This window comes from Pantoea cypripedii (assembly GCF_011395035.1).
In the GTDB taxonomy this organism is placed as follows: Bacteria; Pseudomonadota; Gammaproteobacteria; order Enterobacterales; family Enterobacteriaceae; genus Pantoea; species Pantoea cypripedii_A.
Genome location: NZ_CP024768.1, coordinates 3,982,818 through 4,005,529, shown reverse-complemented (window position 1 = coordinate 4,005,529; position 22,712 = coordinate 3,982,818). Strand labels below are relative to the sequence as shown.

18 protein-coding genes are annotated in these 22,712 nt (G+C 54.3%); 9 read left to right on the top strand and 9 right to left on the bottom strand.

Annotated features, from left to right (window positions below):
- Nucleotides 1-3 precede the first annotated feature (3 nt).
- The gene (locus tag CUN67_RS18745) at nucleotides 4-951 is read right to left on the bottom strand and encodes an ABC transporter permease (RefSeq protein ID WP_084877555.1); all 948 of its coding nucleotides are present in this window, start codon (nucleotides 949-951) and stop codon (nucleotides 4-6) included.
- Nucleotides 951-2,540, bottom strand: coding sequence for an ABC transporter substrate-binding protein (locus CUN67_RS18740; protein ID WP_208716778.1), 1,590 nt, complete (start codon nucleotides 2,538-2,540; stop codon nucleotides 951-953). Before CUN67_RS18740 ends, CUN67_RS18745 begins: the two co-directional genes overlap by 1 nt.
- Before the next feature lie 196 nt (nucleotides 2,541-2,736).
- Between CUN67_RS18740 and CUN67_RS18735 the strand changes: the two genes are divergently transcribed.
- A complete protein-coding gene (locus CUN67_RS18735; RefSeq protein ID WP_208716777.1) occupies nucleotides 2,737-3,018 on the top strand; it encodes a CBU_0592 family membrane protein in 282 nt (93 codons plus the stop codon).
- Between the two features lie 135 nt (nucleotides 3,019-3,153).
- On the opposite strand, the gene CUN67_RS18730 is transcribed toward CUN67_RS18735, so the two are convergent.
- The 3 genes from CUN67_RS18730 to CUN67_RS18720 all read right to left on the bottom strand — a co-directional run bounded on the left by CUN67_RS18730 (nucleotide 3,154) and on the right by CUN67_RS18720 (nucleotide 7,163).
- A complete protein-coding gene (locus CUN67_RS18730; protein WP_208716776.1) occupies nucleotides 3,154-4,065 on the bottom strand; it encodes a LysR substrate-binding domain-containing protein in 912 nt (303 codons plus the stop codon).
- Nucleotides 4,066-4,089: 24 nt separating this feature from the next.
- The gene (locus CUN67_RS18725; RefSeq protein WP_084877544.1) at nucleotides 4,090-4,932 is read right to left on the bottom strand and encodes a MurR/RpiR family transcriptional regulator; all 843 of its coding nucleotides are present in this window, start codon (nucleotides 4,930-4,932) and stop codon (nucleotides 4,090-4,092) included.
- Nucleotides 4,933-5,249: 317 nt separating this feature from the next.
- Nucleotides 5,250-7,163 (bottom strand): bifunctional 5-dehydro-2-deoxygluconokinase/5-dehydro-2-deoxyphosphogluconate aldolase, encoded by a 1,914-nt coding sequence (locus CUN67_RS18720; protein WP_208716775.1) that lies wholly within the window; start codon nucleotides 7,161-7,163, stop codon nucleotides 5,250-5,252.
- A 548-nt stretch (nucleotides 7,164-7,711) separates the two neighbouring features.
- On the opposite strand from CUN67_RS18720, the gene iolD reads away from it, so the two are divergent.
- From iolD to iolE, 3 genes are read left to right on the top strand one after another with little or no spacing between them, the layout of a single operon-like run.
- Nucleotides 7,712-9,646, top strand: a complete 1,935-nt coding sequence (gene iolD / locus CUN67_RS18715; protein WP_208716774.1) for a 3D-(3,5/4)-trihydroxycyclohexane-1,2-dione acylhydrolase (decyclizing) — start codon at nucleotides 7,712-7,714, stop codon at nucleotides 9,644-9,646.
- 59 nt (nucleotides 9,647-9,705) lie between these two features.
- The gene (locus CUN67_RS18710; protein ID WP_208716773.1) at nucleotides 9,706-10,719 is read left to right on the top strand and encodes a Gfo/Idh/MocA family protein; all 1,014 of its coding nucleotides are present in this window, start codon (nucleotides 9,706-9,708) and stop codon (nucleotides 10,717-10,719) included.
- A 12-nt stretch (nucleotides 10,720-10,731) separates the two neighbouring features.
- Nucleotides 10,732-11,628, top strand: coding sequence for a myo-inosose-2 dehydratase (gene iolE / locus CUN67_RS18705; RefSeq protein WP_208716772.1), 897 nt, complete (start codon nucleotides 10,732-10,734; stop codon nucleotides 11,626-11,628).
- A gap of 94 nt (nucleotides 11,629-11,722) precedes the next feature.
- On the opposite strand, the gene CUN67_RS18700 is transcribed toward iolE, so the two are convergent.
- The 4 genes from CUN67_RS18700 to glpD all read right to left on the bottom strand — a co-directional run bounded on the left by CUN67_RS18700 (nucleotide 11,723) and on the right by glpD (nucleotide 15,803).
- Nucleotides 11,723-12,160: a DUF943 family protein gene (locus CUN67_RS18700; protein ID WP_208716771.1), complete on the bottom strand. Its 438-nt coding sequence runs from the start codon at nucleotides 12,158-12,160 to the stop codon at nucleotides 11,723-11,725.
- The gene (locus CUN67_RS18695; protein WP_208716770.1) at nucleotides 12,157-13,002 is read right to left on the bottom strand and encodes a DUF3289 family protein; all 846 of its coding nucleotides are present in this window, start codon (nucleotides 13,000-13,002) and stop codon (nucleotides 12,157-12,159) included. The genes CUN67_RS18700 and CUN67_RS18695 overlap by 4 nt, the downstream gene beginning before the upstream one ends.
- 265 nt (nucleotides 13,003-13,267) lie before the next feature.
- Nucleotides 13,268-14,107 (bottom strand): DUF817 domain-containing protein, encoded by an 840-nt coding sequence (locus CUN67_RS18690; protein ID WP_208716769.1) that lies wholly within the window; start codon nucleotides 14,105-14,107, stop codon nucleotides 13,268-13,270.
- A 187-nt stretch (nucleotides 14,108-14,294) separates the two neighbouring features.
- Nucleotides 14,295-15,803, bottom strand: a complete 1,509-nt coding sequence (gene glpD, locus CUN67_RS18685) for a glycerol-3-phosphate dehydrogenase (protein WP_208716768.1) — start codon at nucleotides 15,801-15,803, stop codon at nucleotides 14,295-14,297.
- Between the two features lie 228 nt (nucleotides 15,804-16,031).
- Between glpD and glpE the strand changes: the two genes are divergently transcribed.
- The 5 genes from glpE to malQ all read left to right on the top strand — a co-directional run bounded on the left by glpE (nucleotide 16,032) and on the right by malQ (nucleotide 22,678).
- Nucleotides 16,032-16,358 carry a thiosulfate sulfurtransferase GlpE gene (gene glpE / locus CUN67_RS18680; RefSeq protein ID WP_208716767.1) on the top strand — a complete coding sequence of 109 codons (327 nt, stop codon included), beginning with the start codon at nucleotides 16,032-16,034 and terminating at the stop codon, nucleotides 16,356-16,358.
- A gap of 32 nt (nucleotides 16,359-16,390) precedes the next feature.
- Complete coding sequence (gene glpG, locus CUN67_RS18675; protein WP_208717267.1) at nucleotides 16,391-17,218, top strand: rhomboid family intramembrane serine protease GlpG; 828 nt, start codon at nucleotides 16,391-16,393, stop codon at nucleotides 17,216-17,218.
- A gap of 50 nt (nucleotides 17,219-17,268) precedes the next feature.
- Nucleotides 17,269-18,027: a DeoR/GlpR family transcriptional regulator gene (locus CUN67_RS18670; protein ID WP_208716766.1), complete on the top strand. Its 759-nt coding sequence runs from the start codon at nucleotides 17,269-17,271 to the stop codon at nucleotides 18,025-18,027.
- A gap of 150 nt (nucleotides 18,028-18,177) precedes the next feature.
- The gene (gene malP, locus CUN67_RS18665) at nucleotides 18,178-20,583 is read left to right on the top strand and encodes a maltodextrin phosphorylase (RefSeq protein ID WP_208716765.1); all 2,406 of its coding nucleotides are present in this window, start codon (nucleotides 18,178-18,180) and stop codon (nucleotides 20,581-20,583) included.
- 40 nt (nucleotides 20,584-20,623) lie between these two features.
- Nucleotides 20,624-22,678: a 4-alpha-glucanotransferase gene (gene malQ, locus CUN67_RS18660; RefSeq protein ID WP_208716764.1), complete on the top strand. Its 2,055-nt coding sequence runs from the start codon at nucleotides 20,624-20,626 to the stop codon at nucleotides 22,676-22,678.
- Nucleotides 22,679-22,712: the final 34 nt, after the last annotated feature.

Here is a 22,712-nt window from a genome sequence, read left to right as displayed (position 1 = left end):
CACTTACCTCGCATGGCGCAGACGTGGGTTACACCAGATCGCCAGCAAATCGGCGGCGGTGTTGAGCAGGATGTAGGTGCCGCCAAACAGCAGCCCGCAAGCCTGCACCACTGGCAGATCGCGCTTGGTTACCGCATCCACCATCAGTTGCCCAATGCCGGGATAGACAAACACCACTTCCACCAGAATCACCCCCACCACCAGATAAGCCAGGTTAAAGGCGATCACGTTGATGATCGGTGCCAGCGCGTTAGGCAGGGCGTGTCCCAGCACGATGCGCCAGCGTGACATGCCTTTCAGCAGTGCGGTTTCGATATAGCTGCTCGACATCACCGCGCCGACGGAGGCACGGGTCATACGCAGCATATGCGCCAGCACCACCAGCACCAGCGTCAGCATCGGCAAGGTGCAGGCGTACAGCCGTGCGAGCACCCCGGCATCCGGATCGACCAGCGCCAGGCTGGGGAACCACGCGAGGCGAATGGCGAAGAAAATCACCAGCACATAACCCACGAAGAATTCCGGCACTGAAATACTCAGCAGCGTCAGCGAGTTGGCTAAGCGATCGAACCACGAACCACGCCAGACCGCGGAGGCGATGCCGAGCAGCACCGCCAGCGGGATAGCAATGATGGCGGCATAACCGGCGAGGAACAGCGTATTCGCCAGACGCGGCAGCAGCTCCGCGCTGATCGGCTGGTTGTTAGCCAGCGAGTTGCCGAGATCGCCGTGCAGCACGCCACCCAGCCAGTGCAGGTAGCGCCAGATGGCCGGCTGATCCAGGCCGAGCTGCGTGCGCAGCGCGGCAATGGTTTCCGGCGTACCGTTCTGCCCGAGAATCGCGCTGGCGACATCGCCGGGCAGCAGTTCGGTGCCGACAAAAATCAGCAGCGAAACCAGCCATAGCGTGAGCAGGCCCAGCAGCAGGCGATGTAAAATCTGCTTTTTCATTACGACTCCAGCCAAACGCGTTCTGCCAGGCGCCCACCCATAAAGTTGAACATCGGATGCGGTTTCACGCCGCCGACTTTCTTGCTGGCAGCATCGAGGTAGTCACCAAACAGCGGGATCATTGCGCCACCGTCATCGCTGGCGATTTGCTGCAATTCGCCATAGATTTCGGCTCGTTTTTGCTCATCCAGCAGCGAACGTGCCTGAATCAGCAGGCTGTCGAATTTCTCGTTCTTCCAGTGGGTATCATTCCATTTGGCGGTGGATTGCCACGCGGTGGAGAACATCTGGTCTGCGGTCGGACGTCCGCCCCAGTAACCCATGCTGAACGGCGCTTTCATCCACACGTCATCCCAGTAGCTGTCGGCAGGCTGACGCTTGATGCTGACCTGAATCCCGGCCTGAGCGGCCTGGCCCTGGAACAGCGCAGCCGCATCGAGCGCACCGGCAAAGGCCGCATCGGAGGAGGAGAGTTCCACCGGCAGGCTGCTGAGTCCGGCTTTCTTCAGATAGAATTTGGCTTTATCGGCATCGTAGGCACGCTGCGGCAGCGCTTTGTTGAAGAAGCGATCGGTTTTCGGGATCGGATGGTCATTACCGAGGGTGCCGTAGCCACGCAAGACGGTTGCCAGCAGTTTTTCACGATCGATACCGTATTTGATCGCCATGCGCACATCGTTGTTATTAAACGGAGCAACGCGACAATCCATCAGGAAGGTGAAGTGCTGGCCGCCAGACGAACGCACGATGTTCAGCGCCGGGCTGCGTTTCAGGAAATCAACCGTTTTGAAGTCTACGCGGTTGATGGCATGGACCTGGCCGGAAATCAGCGCGTTGGTCCGCGCGGTGGCGTCGTTAATCACCAGCACTTCAACGGCGTCAACGAAGGCGCGGTCCGGTTTCCAGTAGTTCGGGTTGCGTTTGAAGTAGGAACGCACGCCAGGCTGATACTGGTCGAACACGAAGCCGCCGGTGCCAATCGGGTGTTTCCAGTCGGTAAAGCCGTCCGGCACCACCACCAGATGATAATCCGCCAGCAGGTAAGGCAGGTCAGCGTTGCCGCTGTCGAGTTTTAGCGTGATTTCGTTATCGCCGCTTTTCTTCAGTTCGGTGATGCTTGCCAGCTGAGTTTTGATGGCGCTGCGTGACTGGTCGCCACGGTGCAGGTTGATGGAGTAGATAATATCCTCCACCGTCATGGCCTTACCGTTATGGAAGGTGACGCCCTGACGCACTTTGAAGGTCCACTCCTGGGCGCCCGGCTGCGCGCTCCAGCTTTCCAGCAGTTCCGGGGTGGCTTTGTTGTTCTCATCGATTTCGATCAGACCGTTCATCAGCATATAAGCCTGGTTGAGCGGCACCCAGTCGCTATACAGCGTCGGGTCGAGCGAATCACTGGTGTTGCCACCGGACATGCCAAGCTTCAGTACACCGCCTTTTTTAGGCGTCGCCTCGGCGGCGAAACCGGAGAACGGGGAGAGCGATAATGCCGTGCCTGCACCAATCAGCGCGGCAGTATTGATAAACGAACGGCGGCTCAAATTTGCGCCCTGAAGATATTTGTTAAAGTTTTCCTGCTCGTCTTTCATTTATTTTTCTCCGTTGTTATTCACCCTGTTTTACTTATCTCATCCTGGGCCTTAGCGCAGTTATTTCTGATTTATATCAAAACCAATAAATTCTGATGTATGAGATTTTGGTATCAGACTATGCGAAAAACGCGCAGCAGAACACCCACAAAAAAGATAATTTCCCGATCACTGAGCAACACCAGGGAAAAGGCATGTGGAACTGCATACGATAGTTGGGCTAATTGGCGTTTTTTGTTATTTGCTGGCATACGCGCTGGTTCAGTTGCGTAAATTGGTCATTGATTCAGATGTTTATGCTTGTCTTAACATCGCGGGAGGGGTTTGCGGACTCTATTCATTAAGCCATGATTTTAATTTGGCGATGGTGATTTCCCAATCGATGTGGTTAATTTTTACGCTGGTTGGTATGCATTCTTCACATCGTCGACGTGGTGCAATTAAAAATAAACTCCCGCCTTTAGATCCCCAACAATAAACAAGGGAATTAATATCGCGGCCTGGCGTTTTTAGTTGCACCTTTAAATATAAGAAAAAGTTATGGTGAAGAGTCGAAGAGATAATTTGCCTTGCGAAGGGCGTCACAGAAATAATATTCTGTGGCGCTTTTTTATCATAATGAAATTTCTGTCTGATGTTGATGCTGTAGCCAGCTGATTACATGGCGCACAATCGGCTTGATATAGCGATCCTGCGGGGTGAGCAGAAAACATTTGCCGTTGGCTGCCAGTTTTCCGCCGTGAGCGGCCACCAGTTCGCCGCGATTGAGGTGATCCTGTACCAGACCTTCCCAGCCGAGCAGTATCCCGTCACCACGTAATGCGGACTGCACCAGAAACGGGTAGTTATTTGCCCGCCAGGTCTGACGCGGCACAAAACTCAGCACGTTCTGCGAGGCAAACCAGTCGCTCCAGCCGGTCCATTCCCGCTGCGGGTCATCCTGAATCAGCAACATCTGGTGCAGCAACGATTCGGCGGAGGCCTCCGGCTCAAGGCGTGTCAGAAACGCCGGGGAGCACATCGGATAACAGATTTCGTCAAACAACGGGCTGGCGTGAAAGCCCGGTGGCGGCTCGCGCAGATAGAAGATCGCCAGATCGAACTCCGACGAGCGCATATCCGCGAAGCTGTCGGAGATTTTCATCCTGATTTGCAGATTGGGTAATTCGCGATGCAGCTCCGAGAGACGCGGTGCCAGCCATAACGAACCCATGGCACTGGTGCAGGCGATAGTCACCTGCGGCAGACCGTTCCAGCCCATCACTTCCGCCGTGGCGTGTGATAACGCGGAAAGCTGCTGGCGTACCTGCACCGCGTAAGCCTCACCGCGTGGGGTAAGCAACACCCGGCGCTGGGTGCGGGTAAAAAGTTTGCAGCCCAGCATTTCCTCCAGCTGCAAAATCTGGCGGCTGGTGGCGCTTTGCGTCAGGTTGAGTTCTTCCGCCGCGCGCGAAATGTTGCCATAGCGCGCGACACACTCGAAGGCGATCAGCGTGTTCAGCGGCGGTAAGGGTTCGATCTGCATCAATCAAGCCTCGGTGCTTGAGGGTCAGGCTTTTTCGACGTTATTCAGCGCCAGTGAAACTGCCAGGGTTTGTGCCAGGCACAGGGAGGCCACCTGCGAGCGGAAGCCATCCACCTGCGCTTCACGCACCACAAAGCAGACATCGCTGAAGGCGGCCAGCGGGCTGACCTGGCTGTCGGTGATGGCGATCTGATGCGCACCCCGTTTGGCACCCAGCTCCACCAGTTCCACCGCTTCACGCGCATAAGGTGAGTAGCTGATGGCAATCACCACATCTTTGGGATTCACCATGCTCAGCTGCTCGGTGAACATTCCGCCGAGGCCGTCAATCAGGAACGCGCGACGTTCCAGATGGCGCAGTGCGTACACCAGATACGACGCCACGCTGAAGGAGCGGCGCAGACCAATGATGTAGATATTTTCTGCTTCATTCAGCAGCTTCACCGCTTTGTTGAGCTGCTCGGGGTTAACCTGCATCGCCAGCTGTTGCAGCGCCTGGCTATTGACCATGGTGAAGACATTCAGGATTTCGACCGGGCTTTCCGGTGAACTGGCGCTGTCGTCGGTCGCGGTCTGGCGGAACAGACGCGCGCGTTCGGTGTAGTTCACCGTTTCTTCCATCAGGTGCTGACGGAAAACCTGTTTCATTTCGTTGAAACCGCTAAAGCCAAAGGCATTGGCAAAACGGATCAGCGTGGAAGGAGGGACATCGGCCTGCTGGGCAATCGACGCGACGGTATCAAAGGCAATGCTGTTGCTGTTATCAAGAATATAACGCGCCACCTGCTTCAGGCGTTTGCTCAGCGTTTCATAACGACGACGGATGTCGTCCTGTAACAAGGTCAATTGGGTGGGGTTATTGGTCATTACTTCGGCCTGCTAATAAGAATTATGGCTGGATAATGAGCGCTATAGTACCAGATGGATGGAAAATTTCATTTGTTTGACAGCATCGTGAAGGTTATTTCATCGGTTTATGAAACGCCTCACAAAAAGCAGGGGGTTGATATTGGCATCTTTTGTAGCGGCGCAATTTATTGCGCAATTCCCAGGGCGCGGTTGGAAAAACCCCGCGCGATAAATCGCGCAGCTACGGCAGGTGCGGGGATGGGTGACGTAGCCCAATGCCGCACCGGGTTGTAGCGGCGCAATTTATTGCGCAAGTTCGTGCATTATGCCGGTATTCAGCCGCGCGCCTGACGCCAGTACTCAATCAGGCGCAGATAATTACCTTTCACCGTCTCGATCAGCGCCTGATCATCCAGCTCGCCTTGTAACCACTGGCGTGACGGCTGGCCGAAGATGGTGCGACCCACGGCAAACCCTTTGACCCACGGGGCCTTGGCGGCGGCGGCGAAACCGGCTTTCAGTTTCTCTTCCGGCGCGTCGAGGCCGAGCAGCAGAATGCCGCGGCAGTGGGGGTCCTGTTGTTCGATCAGGCTGCTTACTGCCTGCCAGGTCTCGGCGGATAATGGCGGCAGCTTCCACCAGTCCGGCTGGATACCGAGGCTGTAGAAATGGCTCAGCATATCAACGTAGTAAGACTCTTTCTTATCCGGATTGCTCTCCGGCAGAATCACTTCCAGCAGCAGCTCATGCCCGCTTTTATTACAGCCATTCCACACATCCAGAATCAGATCATCCTGTTCTTTACGCATTTCAGCGCTGTCGTGCGGATGATAAAACACCAGGCATTTCACCACGTGTTCCTGCGGCCAGCTGACCAGTTGGGAACCGATATTGCCGTGTTCGAGGCGTAACGGACGTGAGCTGGGTAGCTCAATCGGGCGACCAATCCACCAGCCTCTGCCGGTGATGGCATTCAGCGCCTTCTGACCATAGGTGGTGTCTGCCAGGATGCCGCTTTTGCTATCCAGACCCGCCTGTTGCGCCGCCTCTTCAGCTGCCTGCAACAGCAGCAGTTTCAGCTGCGGGATGCGGCTTTCATCGACACCCGCTTCACGCGCCATGTCGGCGAGCTGTTTGCGATGGTCGAAAGCGAACACGTTCAGCTCCGGCCACTGCTGGGTACGCGTGGTGACGCGATGCAGATGGTTAAGACGAGAATCCAGGTCCGGACGCTTCACCGCTTTATCACGGCTGAGGAAGTCATCCAGCTCCTCTTTGGTCGGCATCGCCGGGGCGCAGCCGTGGCGTGATACCACCAGCGCGCCGCAGGCGTTGGCATAGCGACAGGCCTGCTCCCAGCTTTCATCGTTCAGCCAGCCACGCAGCAGACCAGACATAAAGGCATCGCCAGCACCGAGCACGTTAAGCACTTCAACGCGCACGCCGCTGTGCAGTTTGGTTTGTTCCCAGCTATCCGGGATATCCCCTTCAAACACCACGCAACCCAGCGGGCCACGTTTACACACCAGCGTTGCCTGGCTGGCCTGACGCACATTTTTCAGCGCGGTCAGGGTATCGGTGCTGCCACCGGCAATATGAAACTCTTCTTCTGTTCCGACAATCAGATCGAAATAGTGCACCACTTCCTGCAACTGTTTCGTCACCTGGCTCGACTCAATGAAACGCGTTTCACCATCGCCCAGTGAGGTCAGACCCCACAGTACCGGGCGGTAATCGATATCCAGTGCGGTGCGCAGGCCGTTGCGTTTGGCGATATCCAGCGCTTTCAGTACCGCAGCACGGGTGTGCGGGTGTGACAGGTGCGTACCGGTTACCGCCACCGCGCGGGAGGAGGTAATGAAATCTTCATGGATATCTTCCGGCACCAGACCCATATCTGCGCAGTTGTCACGGTAAAAAATCAGCGGGAAGGTTTCTTCATCTTTAATCCCGAGGATCACCAGCGCGGTAAGGCGATCTTTGTCCGTAATCAGTCCATCGGTATTGCAGCCCACGTGCTGCAAGGTCTCACGCAGAAAGCGGCCATTATGCTCGTCCCCAACGCGTGCCAGCATGGCGGATTTCAGGCCCTGGATGGCCGTGCCATACGCCACGTTGCCGGAAGATCCACCCAGATATTTGGCGAAGGTGCTCATATCTTCCAGTCGTGATCCAATTTGCTGACCGTAGAGGTCGACGGCGATGCGTCCGATACAAATCACATCAAGCCGCTTCTGTTGTGTACTCATACCTATGGTTTCCTTCTGTGATAAGCAGACACTGCGGGCAGCGTGGCCCGATATCGAGCGCTGTGCTTCCGGGTTCTCAAGGTGCCTGATTGGCTATGGTCGCAGTATGGGGAATAAAAATTCCAAATACAATATGAAATGAAATATCTGTCACGATTTTGTGAACCAGGTAAAACTCTTGCCAGCGTGCTAAACAGCGGATAGATGAGCGACGAGTTTCACGGATGCTCTGGCTTGTGAGCCAGCTCGCAGGAAATCGCGGAGAAATAAAGGAAGCTACTGAAGTGAAATGAAATTTCGTTATACCCCTCGGATACTTCAAAGCTGTTCCACTTTGCCCGGTGTGTGGCCTGTCCCTGCCTCCATTTCATCGCTGAATTTGATCTCCATCGCAAAATGAAATGTTTCTTCTGTAATCGTATTTTATGGAAAAAATATTTGTTTATAATCGCCTCACGTTTCACTTATCCGCGGTCGCCATTTCCGGTGTGTTGACGTCAACCGCGTTGTACCTGGTTCGCAGGTACCAGCATGTAAAGGAAGATCATATGGGCACAATCAGATTAACCACGGCACAGGCGCTGGTGAAATTTCTCAATAACCAGTATCTGAACGTTGATGGCGTTGAAACCAGGTTCGTGAAAGGCATTTTCGCTATTTTTGGTCACGGCAATGTACTGGGGCTGGGACAGGCCCTGGAACAGGACAGCGGCGATCTGGTGGTACATCAGGGCCGTAATGAGCAGGGCATGGCGCATGCCGCCATCGGTTTTGCTAAGCAGTCGCTGCGCCGGCAGATTATCGCCTGTACCTCGTCGGTCGGACCGGGCGCAGCCAATATGATTACCGCTGCGGCCACCGCGACGGCGAACCGTATCCCTTTACTGTTGCTGCCAGGCGATGTGTTCGCGACACGCCAGCCGGACCCGGTGCTGCAACAGATCGAGCAGAGTCACGATCTCAGCATCAGCACCAACGATGCCTTCCGCGCCGTCAGCAAATACTGGGATCGCGTCAGCCGTCCGGAACAACTGATGACCGCTTGTATCAATGCCATGCGTGTGCTGACGGACCCGGCAGAAACCGGTGCCGTCACTATCGCGCTGCCGCAGGATGTGCAGGGCGAAGCCTGGGACTTCCCGGAATATTTCTTCCAGAAGCGCGTACATCGTCTTGATCGCCGCCTGCCAACTACCGCGCAGCTTGAAGAGGCACTGGCGCTGATTGCGCGTAAGCATAAGCCGCTGATCGTCTGTGGTGGTGGCGTGAAGTATTCCGGGGCTGGTGAGGCGCTGCGCCAGTTTGCCGAGCGCTTCAATATTCCGTTTGCAGAAACCCAGGCCGGTAAAGGCACCATTATCTCTGATCACCCGCTGAACGTCGGTGGCGTGGGGGAAACCGGGTGTCTGGCGGCGAACCTGCTGGCGAAAGAGGCCGACCTGGTGATTGGGATCGGCACCCGTTACACCGACTTTACCACTGCCTCGAAATGGATTTTCCAGAACCGGGACGTCAGCTACCTCAATATCAACGTCAGCAATTTCGACAGCTACAAGCTGGATGCGGTGCAGCTGCTGGCCGATGCCCGCGAAGGTCTGACCGCGCTGGAAAATGGCTTACAGGGTTTTGAAAACCACTGGGGCGGCCAAATCGATCAGGCGCAGAGCAAGTTGCTGAAAGAAACTCAGCGCGTGTATGCCGCGGTCTACAACACCGACGATTTCATCCCGGAAATCGCCGACCATATCGACCGTGAAGCGCTGTTTGCTGAATTCCAGCGCCTGACGCAGTCGGTACTGACGCAAAGCAGCGTGCTGGGCACCTTAAACGAGCAACTCCCAAAGGATGCGGTGATTGTGGCTGCCGCGGGCAGTCTGCCGGGCGACCTGCAACGCGTGTGGCGCACCAAAGATTACAACTCGTACCACGTTGAATACGGCTACTCCTGCATGGGGTACGAGGTGAATGCGGCACTGGGCGTGAAGCTGGCGCAGCCGCAACGCGAAGTCTACGCCATGGTGGGTGATGGCTCCTTTATGATGCTGCATTCCGAGCTGGTCACCTCGATTCAGGAAGGGGCGAAAATCAACGTTATCCTGCTGGATAACATGACCAACGGCTGCATCAACAACCTGCAAATGGAACACGGTATGGATAGCTTCACCACCGAGTTTCGCTTCCGCAACCCGGAAGGCGGCAAGCTGGATGGTGGCTTTGTGCCGGTGGATTTTGCCGCGATTGCGGGTGGCTACGGTTGTAAAACTTATCGCGTCACTACGCTGGAGCAGCTGAAAGAGGCGCTGATTGACGCGCAGCAGCAGACGGTGTCGACCCTTATCGACATTAAAGTGCTGCCAAAAACCATGGTGCACAAATATTTCAGCTGGTGGCATGTAGGAGTGGCGCAAGCCTCAACGTCTGAACGTACGCAAAAAGTGGCTGACAACCTTAACGCGCACATCGAACAGGCGCGTAAGTACTAATCTTCAGGCCGGTATTCTCCGGCCTTGTTTTACCCTTATCCGACTCTACAGGTGTAATTATGACGCTCAAACTCGGTGTTATCGGTACCGGTGCAATTGGTCAGGAACATATCCGCCGCTGCAACAACGTGTTGCAGGGCGCGAAGGTGGTGGCGGTTTCAGATATCAATGTTGAAGGTGCGCGTGCCGCGCTGCAACGTCTGAATATTGAGGCTGAGGTGTATCAGGATGGTCATCAGGTCATCAACTCGCCGAATGTTGACGCGGTGCTCGTGACCTCGTGGGATCCGACACATGAAGAGTTCACCCTGGCAGCTATCGCGGCGGGTAAGCCGGTATTCTGCGAAAAGCCGCTGGCGCTGAGCGCTGAAGGGTGTCGTCGTATTGTTGATGCGGAAGTGAAACACGGCAAGCGTCTGGTCCAGGTTGGTTTTATGCGCCCTTACGACGCTGGCTATCGCGCGCTGAAAAAGGTGATCACTGACGGAGAAATCGGTGAGCCGCTGATGCTGCACTGCGCGCATCGCAACCAGAGCGTGGGCGAAAACTACACCACTGACATGGCAATCACCAATACCCTGATTCACGAGCTGGATGTGCTGCGCTGGCTGACCGAAGACGATTACAAAAGCGTGCAGGTGGTATTCCCGCGCGTGACCTCGAAATCGCACGCGAAACTGAAAGACCCGCAAATCGTGCTGTTTGAAACGCAGAAAGGGATCCGCATCGACGTGGAAATCTTTGTTAACTGCGCCTACGGCTACGACATTCAATGCGAAGTGGTGGGCGAAGAGGGCATCGCGAAGCTGCCGGAGCCGTCTGCGATTCAGATGCGTAAAAATGCCCGCCTTGGCAACGCCATTCTGACTGACTGGAAAGATCGCTTTATTGATGCCTACGACGTGGAACTGCAGGCGTTTATCAACGACGTCAAAGCCGGCCAGCTAACCGGACCTTCCGCATGGGACGGCTTTGCTGCCTCCGTGGCGGCGGATGCCTGCCTGAAGGCGCAGAACAGCGGTGCTATCGAGCCGGTTGAAATGCCACCGCGCCCGACTTTCTATAACAAATAATCAGGGCTTCCCATGAACAAAGACAATGTAAAACTGGCGATTGCGCCGATCGGCTGGACCAACGATGACATGCCGGAACTCGGTAGCGAGAACACCTTCCAGCAGACTGTCAGTGAAATGGCGCTGGCGGGCTTTACCGGTAGTGAAGTGGGCAGTAAATATCCGCGCGACCCGGCGGTACTCAAGCCGATGCTGGATATTCGTGGCATACAGATCTGCAACGCCTGGTTCAGCACCTTCTTTGCCAACGGCGAAAAAGCGAAAACCATCGACGAATTTACCAACCACATGAACTTCCTGCATGCGATGGGTGCGCGCGTGATTGGTTGCTCTGAGCAGAGCAAAAGTATTCAGGGCACCACGCTGCCGGTGCTGGAACAGAAACCTATTTTCAGCGATGAAGAGTGGCGTCTGACGGCGGAAGGCTACAACGAGCTGGCGGAGATTGCTGCGCAGAAAGGGATGCGCGTCTGTCTGCACCATCATATGGGCACCGCGATCCAGACGCCAGCCGAGATCGACCGCTTTATGGAATCCACCAATGAAAACGTCGGCCTGCTGTATGACACCGGCCATATTTATTATTCCGAAGGTTCGCAGCAGGCGATGCTGGATGTGCTGACCCAGTACCTGCCGCGTATTTTCCACGTGCATCTGAAAGATGTGCGCGACAGTGTCGTAGCGGAAGTCCGTGCTGATTCATTGTCCTTCCTCGACGGCGTGAAAAAAGGCACCTTCACCGTACCAGGCGATGGCGTAATTGATTTCAAACCGGTGTTCAAAATCCTCAATGATTTTGGCTACAAAGGCTGGATGGTGGTCGAAGCGGAGCAGGATCCGGCAATCGCGAACCCATTTGAATATGCGGTGAAAGCGCGGAAATATATTCGCGAAAATACCGGGTTGTAAGATCAAATACGCGCAATAAATTGCGCCGCTACAAAATTCGTATGAACCGTAGCGGCGCGATTTATCGCGCGGGTTTAAGGATATATACGGTTGTCTATTTTTCTTTATATATATTGCCATTCACATCCTGAATGTAGATGTCATCATTGAAGATAAATTGTGTACCGCCTTCACGTTTACGCATAACAGTCATCAAAATATTCTTCTCTAAACAATTTTGGGGTGGCTTCATATCTTCAAAGCAAAGTCTATCTTGCTTATTCTCTTCTACATAACCACCACCGAAGCCATAAATCACATAATTCATTGTTTCTTGTTTGTTTCCTGGGGTAATGTGATGTCTTTTCACAATGCTATCCTTATTTTTAGTCCACCATTCAATTTTTGAATTTCTGAAGTAAGGTAAGTGATTGACAATAATGACAGCAGTGAAATCATCCTGGTGGACATCAATTACATGAACATCTTCCTGTTTGAAGAAAACATACGAGAGTATAACGATGATGGCCAAAACAGGAATGACAAATTTCATACCAGGCTTCCCTTCATATCGATTGTGGCTTCCATGTTAGTCAGGAACGGTCGAAAACCAAATTTTTGATAGCGTTGCAGGATAAACCATATTCTAAATAGCTGAAATTGTCTAAATTTTTGTTTTCTTATATCGTTCACATCAATGCCAAAATGATCTTGCCCTGTGTATCTCACACGAGCATGCCAGCTTCTCCCTTTGATCACCAGTTCCATAATGTCAATTTTTGTCGCGTGAACATCATGGACCGTTATTCCCAACCCATTGAAGTTATCCATTATCAATGAATCGAATTTTGGTAATATTTTAGTGTTTATTAATGATTTGAATTCGCCTAATCGATGTTGAGGAAATCCTCCGTTTTTATAATCAATGTTTTCATCAATCACCTGGATAATGGCTTTCCTTGTACTGTTTGCTGAAGTGTCATTGAGTATGCGCTCTTGATATGCTATATCAAGCAGCATATGCCTGAATGGTGCGCCACTGGATTGCATAAAATGGTCCAGCATCTTATTAATCAACGTTCGTTGCGGGCCTACGAACGCAAACGGCAACGAGGTTACCTGCATCTCTTCAAATAATAGTCTGGCACATTCCTGTGGGCTAAGTTTCGGGCCGGGACGGTGGTTGTAAACTCCGGCAAAGCGCGATTGTGGATTATTAAAGGTGCTAAGTCGCGTCATGCTATAAGGATCAACCCTGTTTGAGATTTGAATGAGATGGAATTCGTTCTTTAAACGTTGTTCAGTCATATCACCATAGCGCATATCATCTGCGCCATAGTCATTAAAGATATTACGGGTAGCGTAAATATTCAGTGGAAAAGTTGCCATAGCCATTCGCGTTACTCCTTGTAACTGGCGATCCATAGTTGCAACGAAAGGGGATGTGTTCTGCGTAATCAATTTAAACCGCAATTGCGGGATAAAATTGATTTAGTGAAGTGATTTTACTGAGAAACTATTTCTTGAAAAGGTAATTATGCAAAAAATAAAGCCCTGCTCACAGAGCAGGGCTGAGGCTAACAACAAAGAGTTACTGTACGCGCGATGAATCGCACCGCACCAGACCGTAGCGGCGCGATTTATCGCGCGGGTTTACGTTTTACTGAGCAATATGCACGCGTTTTTTAATATCTTTGAGAAATAGCGTGATAGTAAAGGTCATGATGACCAGCAGTGACCAGGCTCCCCACTTACCGACATGCACCGTCGCCCATGCACCAATCTGATTTGGGTATTGCCAGACACCGAAAAAAGTCCCCAGGTTTTCTGCCAGCCAGATAAAAAATCCTATCAGCACAAAGGCCAGCAACAGCGGCATACGATAAGGTCGGTCGTAAGGGGTAAAAATGACCTCCGAACGCGCGTATAGCCCTAGTGCGACCGAAGCAATATACCAGCGAAAGTCGCCAATATAGTGGTGGGTGAAAAAGTTAATGTATAGCGCCAAAGAGAGCATTACAGCCCATATTATGGGTGGATGGTGACGGATTTTTAGATCCATAAGCCGCCAGCACTGAATAATATAGCTTCCTATCGCGGCATACATAAAACCGCTGAATAATGGAACACCGCCGATTTTACTCCAGCCTGCTTCAGGATAGTGCCAGGAACCAATGGCAGATGAAGTTTTGAAGAGTTCTAAGGCAAATCCAAGGATATGAAACAGCGTAATGGCTTTGAGTTCATCCCAGCTTTCCAGCCTGGTGGTGATCATAATGAACTGGATAGCCAGCGCGATAATCAATAATACATCGTAACGGGGTAGGCCAAATAGAACGCCCCGAGGCACGCAAAAGACGGCAAGGAAAAACAATCCTGCAAATAAGCAAGCGCGTAATTCTTTAATACCGAACCAGATAAACTCTACGCCAATGCGCCTTAGCCCTTTTAGCTTCATCTCTGGCGGGTGAGTCAAAAATTGATCGATTCGATTGTACATATCTGCCTCCCTGTAGATTGAATATTCCTTTATATCGTGGCGTCATTGCGCAATAAATTGCGCAGCTACGGATTAATCACACCAAATGTGTAGCGGCGCGATTTATCGCGCATCAGGCGGGGATCATGACAAAAAAGGCTGTTATCCCTGTGCAGGATAACAGCCTTTTGTCTGGCCGAAAGCTAACTTATGACGCCAGCGACAACGTGGGCTTTTGACGGTGGGTCGCCAGCCATTCACGAATGCGCGTCTGTTCGGCATCGTTCAGCCACATGCCCTGTTTGGTGCGACGCCAGATAGCATCGTCCAGTTCATACACCCATTCGTGTTTCACCAGGTAACGCAGCTCGGCTTCATAAAACTCATGGCCGAAGTTTTCACCGAGATCGGCGAGGCTCTGTGCGCCTTCCAGCAGCACTTCAGTGTTGCTGCCATAGGTGCGGGCGAAATGACGTGCCATGCCTTCGCTGATAAACGGATAACGACGACGCAGGTTGGCAGCATAATCTTCACGTGAACCGGCGATATTGCCACCCGGCAGCACGGCGTTTTTGGTCCAGGCCGGACCGGCGTTCGGGTAATATTTCGCCAGTTTTTCCAGCGCGTGTTCCGCCAGCTTACGGTAAGTGGTCAGCTTGCCGCCAAATACCGACAGCAGCGGTGCCTGGCCATTATCGTCATGCACATCCAGCGTGTAATCACGGGTGATCGCCTGCGGTGAGTCGGACTCGTCATCACACAGCGGGCGCACGCCGGAATAGGTCCAGACGATATCTTCGCTGGTCAGCTGTTTTTTGAAATGTGCGTTGTACACCTTCAGCAGATAGCTGATCTCGTTATCATCGATTTTCACCTCTTTCGGATCGCCTTTATATTCGACGTCAGTGGTGCCGATGATGGAAAACTCGTCCATCCACGGAATAACAAATACGATGCGGTGATCTTCGTTCTGCAGAATATAAGCCTGTTTTTCACGATGTACGCGCGGCACCACAATATGGCTGCCTTTAATCAGACGGATGCCATACGGTGATTTCAGCTTCAGGCCGTCGTCGAAGAACTGTTTTACCCAAGGACCGGCCGCATTCACCAGACCTTTGGCACGCCAGGTGTAGGTTTTGCCGGTATCAATATCTTCGGCTTCAACCATCCACAGGCCGCCTTCACGCCAGGCGCGGGTCACGCGGGTACGAGTGCGGACTTCACCGCCCTGTTTCACTACTTCCTGGGCGTTGAGTACCACCATGCGCGCATCGTCCACCCAGCAGTCGGAATATTCGAATCCGCGCGTGATTTCAGACTTAAGTGCCGAATCCGCGCCAAAACGCAGGCTTTTACTGCCTGGCAGACTGGTGCGTTTGCCAAGATGGTCATACATAAACAGACCCATGCGGATCATCCACGCCGGGCGCAAATGCGGGCGGTGTGGCAGGCGGAAGCGCATCGGGAAGGCAATATGCGGTGCCATTTTCAGCAGCACTTCGCGTTCCGCCAGGGCTTCGCCCACCAGGCGAAATTCGTAGTGTTCCAGGTAGCGCAGGCCACCATGGATAAGTTTGGAACTGGCAGAGGAGGTTGCACAGGCCAAATCCCGCGCCTCCAGCATCAGCACTGACAGTCCGCGTCCTGCAGCGTCCACTGCAATGCCGGCACCGTTGATGCCGCCGCCGATAACGATCAGGTCTTTGGTTTCCACGTCATCTCCTCCGATGTTCGGAATAGTTCTTAAATGTTCGTTTTCGAGCATAATAATAATCGGAAACCAACATCGATGCCAGCGGTTAACCTAATAAAAACATCTTTGCGTGATACAGCTAACATTCCGGCAGGAAAAAAAACACAAAGCCACACTCTTTATCAGGTTATGGCGCTGACAACTCAGGGTAAACTAGGCGTCAATTGTGACGATGTGATGAGAGGCACCATGGAAAATTTCGAATGTATTAACGTCCTGCAAGCTCAGGAGCATCTGGCACAAGGTGCCCAGCTGGTGGACATCCGCGACCTGCAAAGCTTCTCTTTAGGGCATGCTGCGGGTGCGCAGCATCTGTCGAATGACAACCTTGCTGACTTCATCAGTCAGGCGAGTCTCGACCTGCCCGTTTTGGTGATGTGCTACCACGGTAATAGCAGTAAAGGTGCCGCGCAGTTCCTGTTAGGGCAGGGATTTAGTGCGGCGTACAGCATTGATGGGGGATTTGACGCCTGGCGTGCGGCGTTTCCGGCTCAGGTAGCCACTGGCTCAATCTGAGCGTAAATAAAAAGGAAGGAGAGCACCGCATGATGCGCATTACCCAGTTCAATAATCCGCGCATGGCCCAGGCGTTTGTTGATTATATGGCGTCGCGCGGCGTCAGGCTGACGATTGAGCGTGAAAGCCATTTCGTCATTATGCTGGAAGATGAAAGCAAACTGGATATGGTCGAAAACGAGCTCGCGCAGTTCGTTCGTGATCCCAACCACCCCCGTTATCAGGCCGCCAGCTGGCACACCGGCAATACCGAGAGCGGCCTGCGTTATGAGCGCAGCAACATCTGGGCCAACATTCGCGAACGCGCGGGTCCGCTCACCATGACGATGATGATTGCCTGCGTGGCGGTGTTTATCCTGATGCAGATTGTCGGTGATGAAACCGTGCTCGGCTGGTTAGGCTGGCCCGACGGCCCGGAGCAATATTTCCAGGTCTGGCGCTGGTTTAGCCATGCGCTGCTGCACTTTTCGCTGCTGCATATTCTGTTCAACCTGATGTGGTGGTGGTATCTCGGCGGGGCGGTAGAAAAGCGTCTTGGCAGCGGCAAGTTATTTGTGATTATGCTCATTTCCGCACTTCTCACCGGCTGGATGCAGGCTAAATTCAGTGGCGCATTGTTTGGTGGCCTGTCGGGTGTGGTGTACGCGCTGATGGGATATTGCTGGCTGCGTGGTGAGCGCGATCCTGAAAGTGGGATTTATCTTGAGCGCGGTTTGATGGGTTTCGCTATTGTATGGTTGATTATTGGCTGGTACGGCGCATTCGGTTTGTCGATTGCCAATGCGGCACACGTGACAGGCCTGTTGGTTGGCCTGGCGATGGCGTTTGTCGATACGCGTAAGAAATCGCTGCGCCGCTAGCAGCAAAAAATAAGAAGATCGCGGCATACAGCCGTGAACAGGAGAGAGATGTGAAGCAGACGCAACGTCATGATGCCATTATCGAACTGGTCCGGCGTCAGGGATATGTCAGCACGGAAGAGCTGGTGGATCATTTTGAGGTCAGCCCGCAAACCATCCGGCGCGATCTGAACGATCTGGCCGATCAAAACAAAATTCAGCGTCATCACGGCGGCGCAGCGTTGCCATCCAGCTCAGAAAACACCGCCTGGCAGGACCGCAAAATGATGTGGTCGGCGGAAAAGGCGCGCATTGCGGCCCGCGTCGCCAGCCAGATCCCCGATGGCGCGACCTTATTTATCGATATCGGGACTACGCCGGAAGCGGTAGCCCACGCCTTGCTGAACCATAGCAATCTGCGCGTGGTCACTAATAACCTCAACGTGGCGATGTTGCTGATGGCGAAGCCTGATTTTCGCGTCATCATCGCCGGTGGTGAAGTCCGCACCCGCGATGGCGGCATCATGGGGGAGGCCACCCTCGACTTTATCTCCCAGTTCCGTCTTGATTACGGCATCCTCGGTATCAGCGGCATTGATATGGATGGATCCCTGCTGGAGTTCGATTACCACGAAGTCCGCACCAAACGCGCCATCATCGAAAACTCACGCTGCGTGATGCTGGTGGTGGACCACTCGAAATTTGGCCGTAACGCCATGGTCAATCTGGGCAACATGAGTCTGATCGATTATTTGTATACCGACCTCATGCCGCCATCCAGCGTGATGAAAGTGATTGAGCAGCACGAAGTTCAGCTCGAACTCTGCTAAATCCTCCAGCCAGGCGGGCTTTTTTTCTCTCCCGCCTTGTTTTCCTGTCGCTTTTTTCTCCTGCCCCGTCTTTACTTATCCATTCAGGCCCTCCATGGCCCTGCGCTCCCCAATTTCGCTTAACCGTTACCGGATTCGGAAGGGATTGATATGTCGCAACAAAAATTCAATAAGGCGCGCTTTGACGCCGCACTCACTCGCCAGTGGCAATACCTTGGTCTTTCTTCAGCCCAACAAATGACGCCCCATCAATGGTGGCAGGCGCTAAGCGCCGCGCTGGCGGAGCTGCTGGCAACCCAGCCACCGCTGACGCCGCGCAAAGGCCAGCGTCACGTCAATTATTTATCGATGGAGTTTCTGATTGGTCGTCTGACGGGCAATAACCTGATGAATCTCGGCTGGTACGACGACGTTCAGGCCGCGCTGGCATCACATCAGGTTTCCCTGAGCGAGTTACTGGAAGAAGAGATCGATCCAGCGCTGGGTAATGGCGGGCTGGGGCGCTTAGCCGCCTGTTATATGGATTCCATGGCCACGGTTGGCCAGGCGGCGATGGGGCATGGCCTGAATTATCAATACGGTTTGTTCCGCCAGTCATTTGATGACGGCCAGCAAAAAGAAGCGCCGGATGACTGGCATCGTGATAGCTACCCGTGGTTCCGGCATAACGCGGCGCACGATGTGCAGGTGGGGATTGGCGGTAAAGTCGAAAAAACCGACGGCGGTGGTGTTTACTGGCAGCCCGATTTCTGGCTGAAGGGTGAAGCCTGGGATTTACCGGTGGTGGGTTATCGTAATGGTGTCACCCTGCCGCTGCGTTTGTGGAAAGCCACCAGCGAACACCCGTTTGATCTCGGTCTGTTTAACGATGGCAAATTTCTTCAGTCCGAGCTGCCGGGTATCGAGGCGGCAAAACTCACCAAGGTGCTCTATCCCAATGATAATCATCAGGAAGGTAAGCGCCTGCGTCTGATGCAGCAATATTTCCAGTGCGCCTGTGCGGTGGGCGATATTTTGCGGCGTCATCATCTGGCCGGACGTTCCGTGCATGAGTTGCCGGATTACGAAGTGATTCAGCTGAATGACACCCATCCGACTATCGCCATTCCTGAGATGCTGCGTCTGTTGCTGGACGAGCATCAGCTGAGCTGGGATGAGGCCTGGCATATCACCAGCCGCGTTTTTGCCTACACCAACCATACGCTGATGCCGGAGGCGCTGGAGCGCTGGGACGAGCGGCTGGTGCGCAGCTTGCTGCCGCGGCATATGATCATCATCCGCGAAATTAATCGTCGTCTTAAGAAGCTGGTGCAGCGGCAATGGCCGGATGATGAAGCGGTATGGAACAAGCTGGCGGTGGTGGCCGATGGTCAGGTCCGGATGGCGAACCTGTGCGTGGTGAGTGGCTTTGCCGTCAATGGTGTGGCGGCGCTGCATTCCGAGCTGGTGGTGAATGATCTGTTCCCGGAATATCACCAGCTGTGGCCGAAGAAGTTCCATAACGTCACCAACGGCATCACGCCGCGTCGCTGGCTGCAACAATGTAACCCACGCCTTTCTGCGCTGCTCGACGAGACGTTACAGGTGGAATGGGCCAACAATCTCGACGCGCTGAAGGCACTGGAACCCTTTGCGACAAAAAAAGCGTTTCGCCAGAAGTACCGCAAAATCAAGCAGGCCAACAAACAACAGCTGGCGGAATATATCCATCAGGTGACTGGTATTCAGGTCAACCCCGAGGCGTTGTTTGATGTGCAGATCAAACGTCTGCATGAATACAAGCGTCAGCACCTCAGCCTGCTGCACATTCTCCATTGCTATCGCCAGTTGCGTGACGATCCGCACAACCCGGACTTCGTGCCGCGCGTGTTTCTGTTTGGGGCCAAAGCGGCACCGGGTTATTACCTGGCGAAAAACATTATCTATGCCATCAATAAGGTGGCGGCAGTGGTCAACAATGACCCGAAAGTGGGGGATAAGCTGAAGGTGGTGTTTATCCCGGACTACCGTATTACCGCCGCTGAGCTGATGATCCCGGCGGCCGATCTCTCCGAGCAAATCTCCACCGCCGGATATGAAGCCTCCGGTACCGGTAATATGAAGCTGGCCCTGAATGGGGCGCTCACCATCGGCACGCTGGACGGGGCTAACGTGGAGATTGCGGCAGAAGTCGGCCAGGAAAATATCTTTATCTTCGGCCATACCGTGGATGAAGTGAAGGCACTGAAAGCGGAAGGGTATCACCCGAAAAAGCTGCGCAAGGCCAATAAACATCTTGATGGTCTGCTGAAAGAGCTGGAGAAAGGCAAATTCAGCGATGGTGATAAACATGCTTTTGATCTGCTGCTCGACAGCCTGACGAAAAATGGCGATCCCTGGCTGGTGCTGGCTGATTTTGATGCCTATATCGCGGCACAGCAGCAGGTGGAGGCACTGTGGAAAGATCAGGAGGCCTGGACCAAAGCGGCCATCCTCAATACCGCGCGCACCGGGATGTTCAGCTCCGACCGTTCGATTCGTGATTATCAGAAACGCATCTGGCAGGCGAAACGTTGATTGTCGCGGCGCGATTTATCGCGCGGGTTAAGGAAAAATCATGACGCTAAGCAAGCTGGACCAGGCGGCACAAGATGCCGGTATCGCGCTACGTTTTATCAACGCCAAAGGTGAACCCGCAACCATCAGCGACGACACCAAACGCGCGTTGCTTGACGTGATGGACACGCCTGCGGGCAAAACCCCGCCGCTGCCCCCGGTGCAGGTGTTTACCGGGCGGGCTAAACGCCAGCTGGTGCCACAGGGGAGCGGTGAATTCAGCTGGCAGCTGATATCCGAACAGGGAAAACAGTGGCAGGGCAGCGTGCAGGGGGGGGAGCCGCTGCTGCTGCCGTCGCGTTTGCCGCAGGGCTACCACCAGCTGACGCTGCGCAAAGGCCGCCAGCAGTGGCTGACACGTATCATCCTTGCTCCACGCCGTTGTTATCTGCCTGCTCCACTGGAGCAGGGAGAAAAACGCTGGGGGGCGCTGGTGCAGCTGTATACGCTGCGCTCCGATCATAACTGGGGGATCGGTGATTTTGGCGATCTGGAGCGGATGCTGGAACAGGTGGCTGCGCAGGGCGGTGATTTCGTCGGTCTCAATCCTTTGCATGCGCTTTATCCGGCACAGCCGGAGATGGCCAGCCCCTACAGCCCCACCTCGCGCTACTGGCTGAATGTGCTGTATATCGATGTCAACCAACTGGAGGATTTCCAGCACAGCAGCGCAGCACAGCGCTGGTGGAAAAGCGCCAAAACCCGTCGCACGCTTGAGCTTGCCCGCGCCAGTGACTGGGTGGATTACCGCGCGGTGGCGGAGCTTAAAATCCATGCGTTGCGCCTCGCCTGGCAGACGTTCCGGCAGCATGATAAGCCCGAATTTCAGCAGTTTGTTGCACAAGGTGGTGAGCATCTGCGTTATCAGGCGGCGTTTGATGGCATCCAGGCTGAGCGCGGCGCAGAGGATCAACAGACGTGGGGCTGGACTGGCTGGCCGGAAGGCTGGCGCAATGCCCATCTGCCTGAAGTGCAGCAGTGGTGCGCGCAGCATGAGGATGAGATCCAGTTCTGGAGCTGGTTACAGTGGCTGGCGCAGCAGCAGTTTGCCCGCTGCTGGCAGCGGAGTCAGCAACTGGGCATGGCGGTGGGGTTGTATCGCGATCTGGCGGTGGGCGTGGCGCAGGGCAGTGCGGAGACCTGGCAGGATCCGCAACTCTACAAACTGCGCGCGTCGGTCGGTGCACCACCGGACCGTCTTGGTCCGCTTGGGCAAAACTGGTCGTTGCCGCCGCTCGATCCTCATGTAATGCGCGCGCGCGGCTATCAGCCGTTTATCGATCTGCTGCGTGCGAATATGCGCGATTGTGGCGCGTTACGTATCGATCATGTGATGGGGCTGCTGCGTTTATGGTGGATCCCCTATGGCGAGACGGCAGATAAAGGCGCGTATGTCGCGTATCCGGTTCAGGATCTGCTGGCGATCCTCGCGCTGGAAAGTCAGCGCCATCGCTGCATGGTGATCGGCGAAGATCTCGGGACGGTGCCGAAAGAGATTGTCAGCCTGCTGCGCAACAGCGGCATTTTTTCCTGGAAGGTGCTGTGGTTTGAGCAACATCGCGATGAGAGCTACCGTTTGCCGGCAGAGTATCCGCGCCAGTCTATCGCCAGCGCCAGCACCCATGACCTGCCAACCCTGACCGGCTTCTGGCAGGCGGGTGATTTGTTGCTGGGAAACAAACTCGGGCTGTATCCCGGAGAAATCGTGCTGCAATCCCTGCAACAACAGCGGGCAAAGCAGAAGCAGGCGCTGCTGGATGCGTTACATCAGGCCGGTACGTTGCCTGCCCGTAGCGCTAAGCAGGCGACTAAACTTGCGATGTCGCCCACGCTCAATCTGGCGATTCACCGTTTCCTCGCAGCGACGGAGAGCGCGCTGCTGGGTCTGCAACCGGAGGACTGGCTGGGCATGGACTCACCGGTGAATGTACCGGGTACGGTGGAGCAATATCCCAACTGGCGACGAAAACTTGGCGTCACGCTGGAAACGATGTTTGCGGATGGGGAAGTGCAGCGGTTGCTAAAGGCAGTGAGTGCCGGGCGTCGGGGGAAATAACACGCGCGACCGCGTCGGGTCGCTGTCGCGCGCA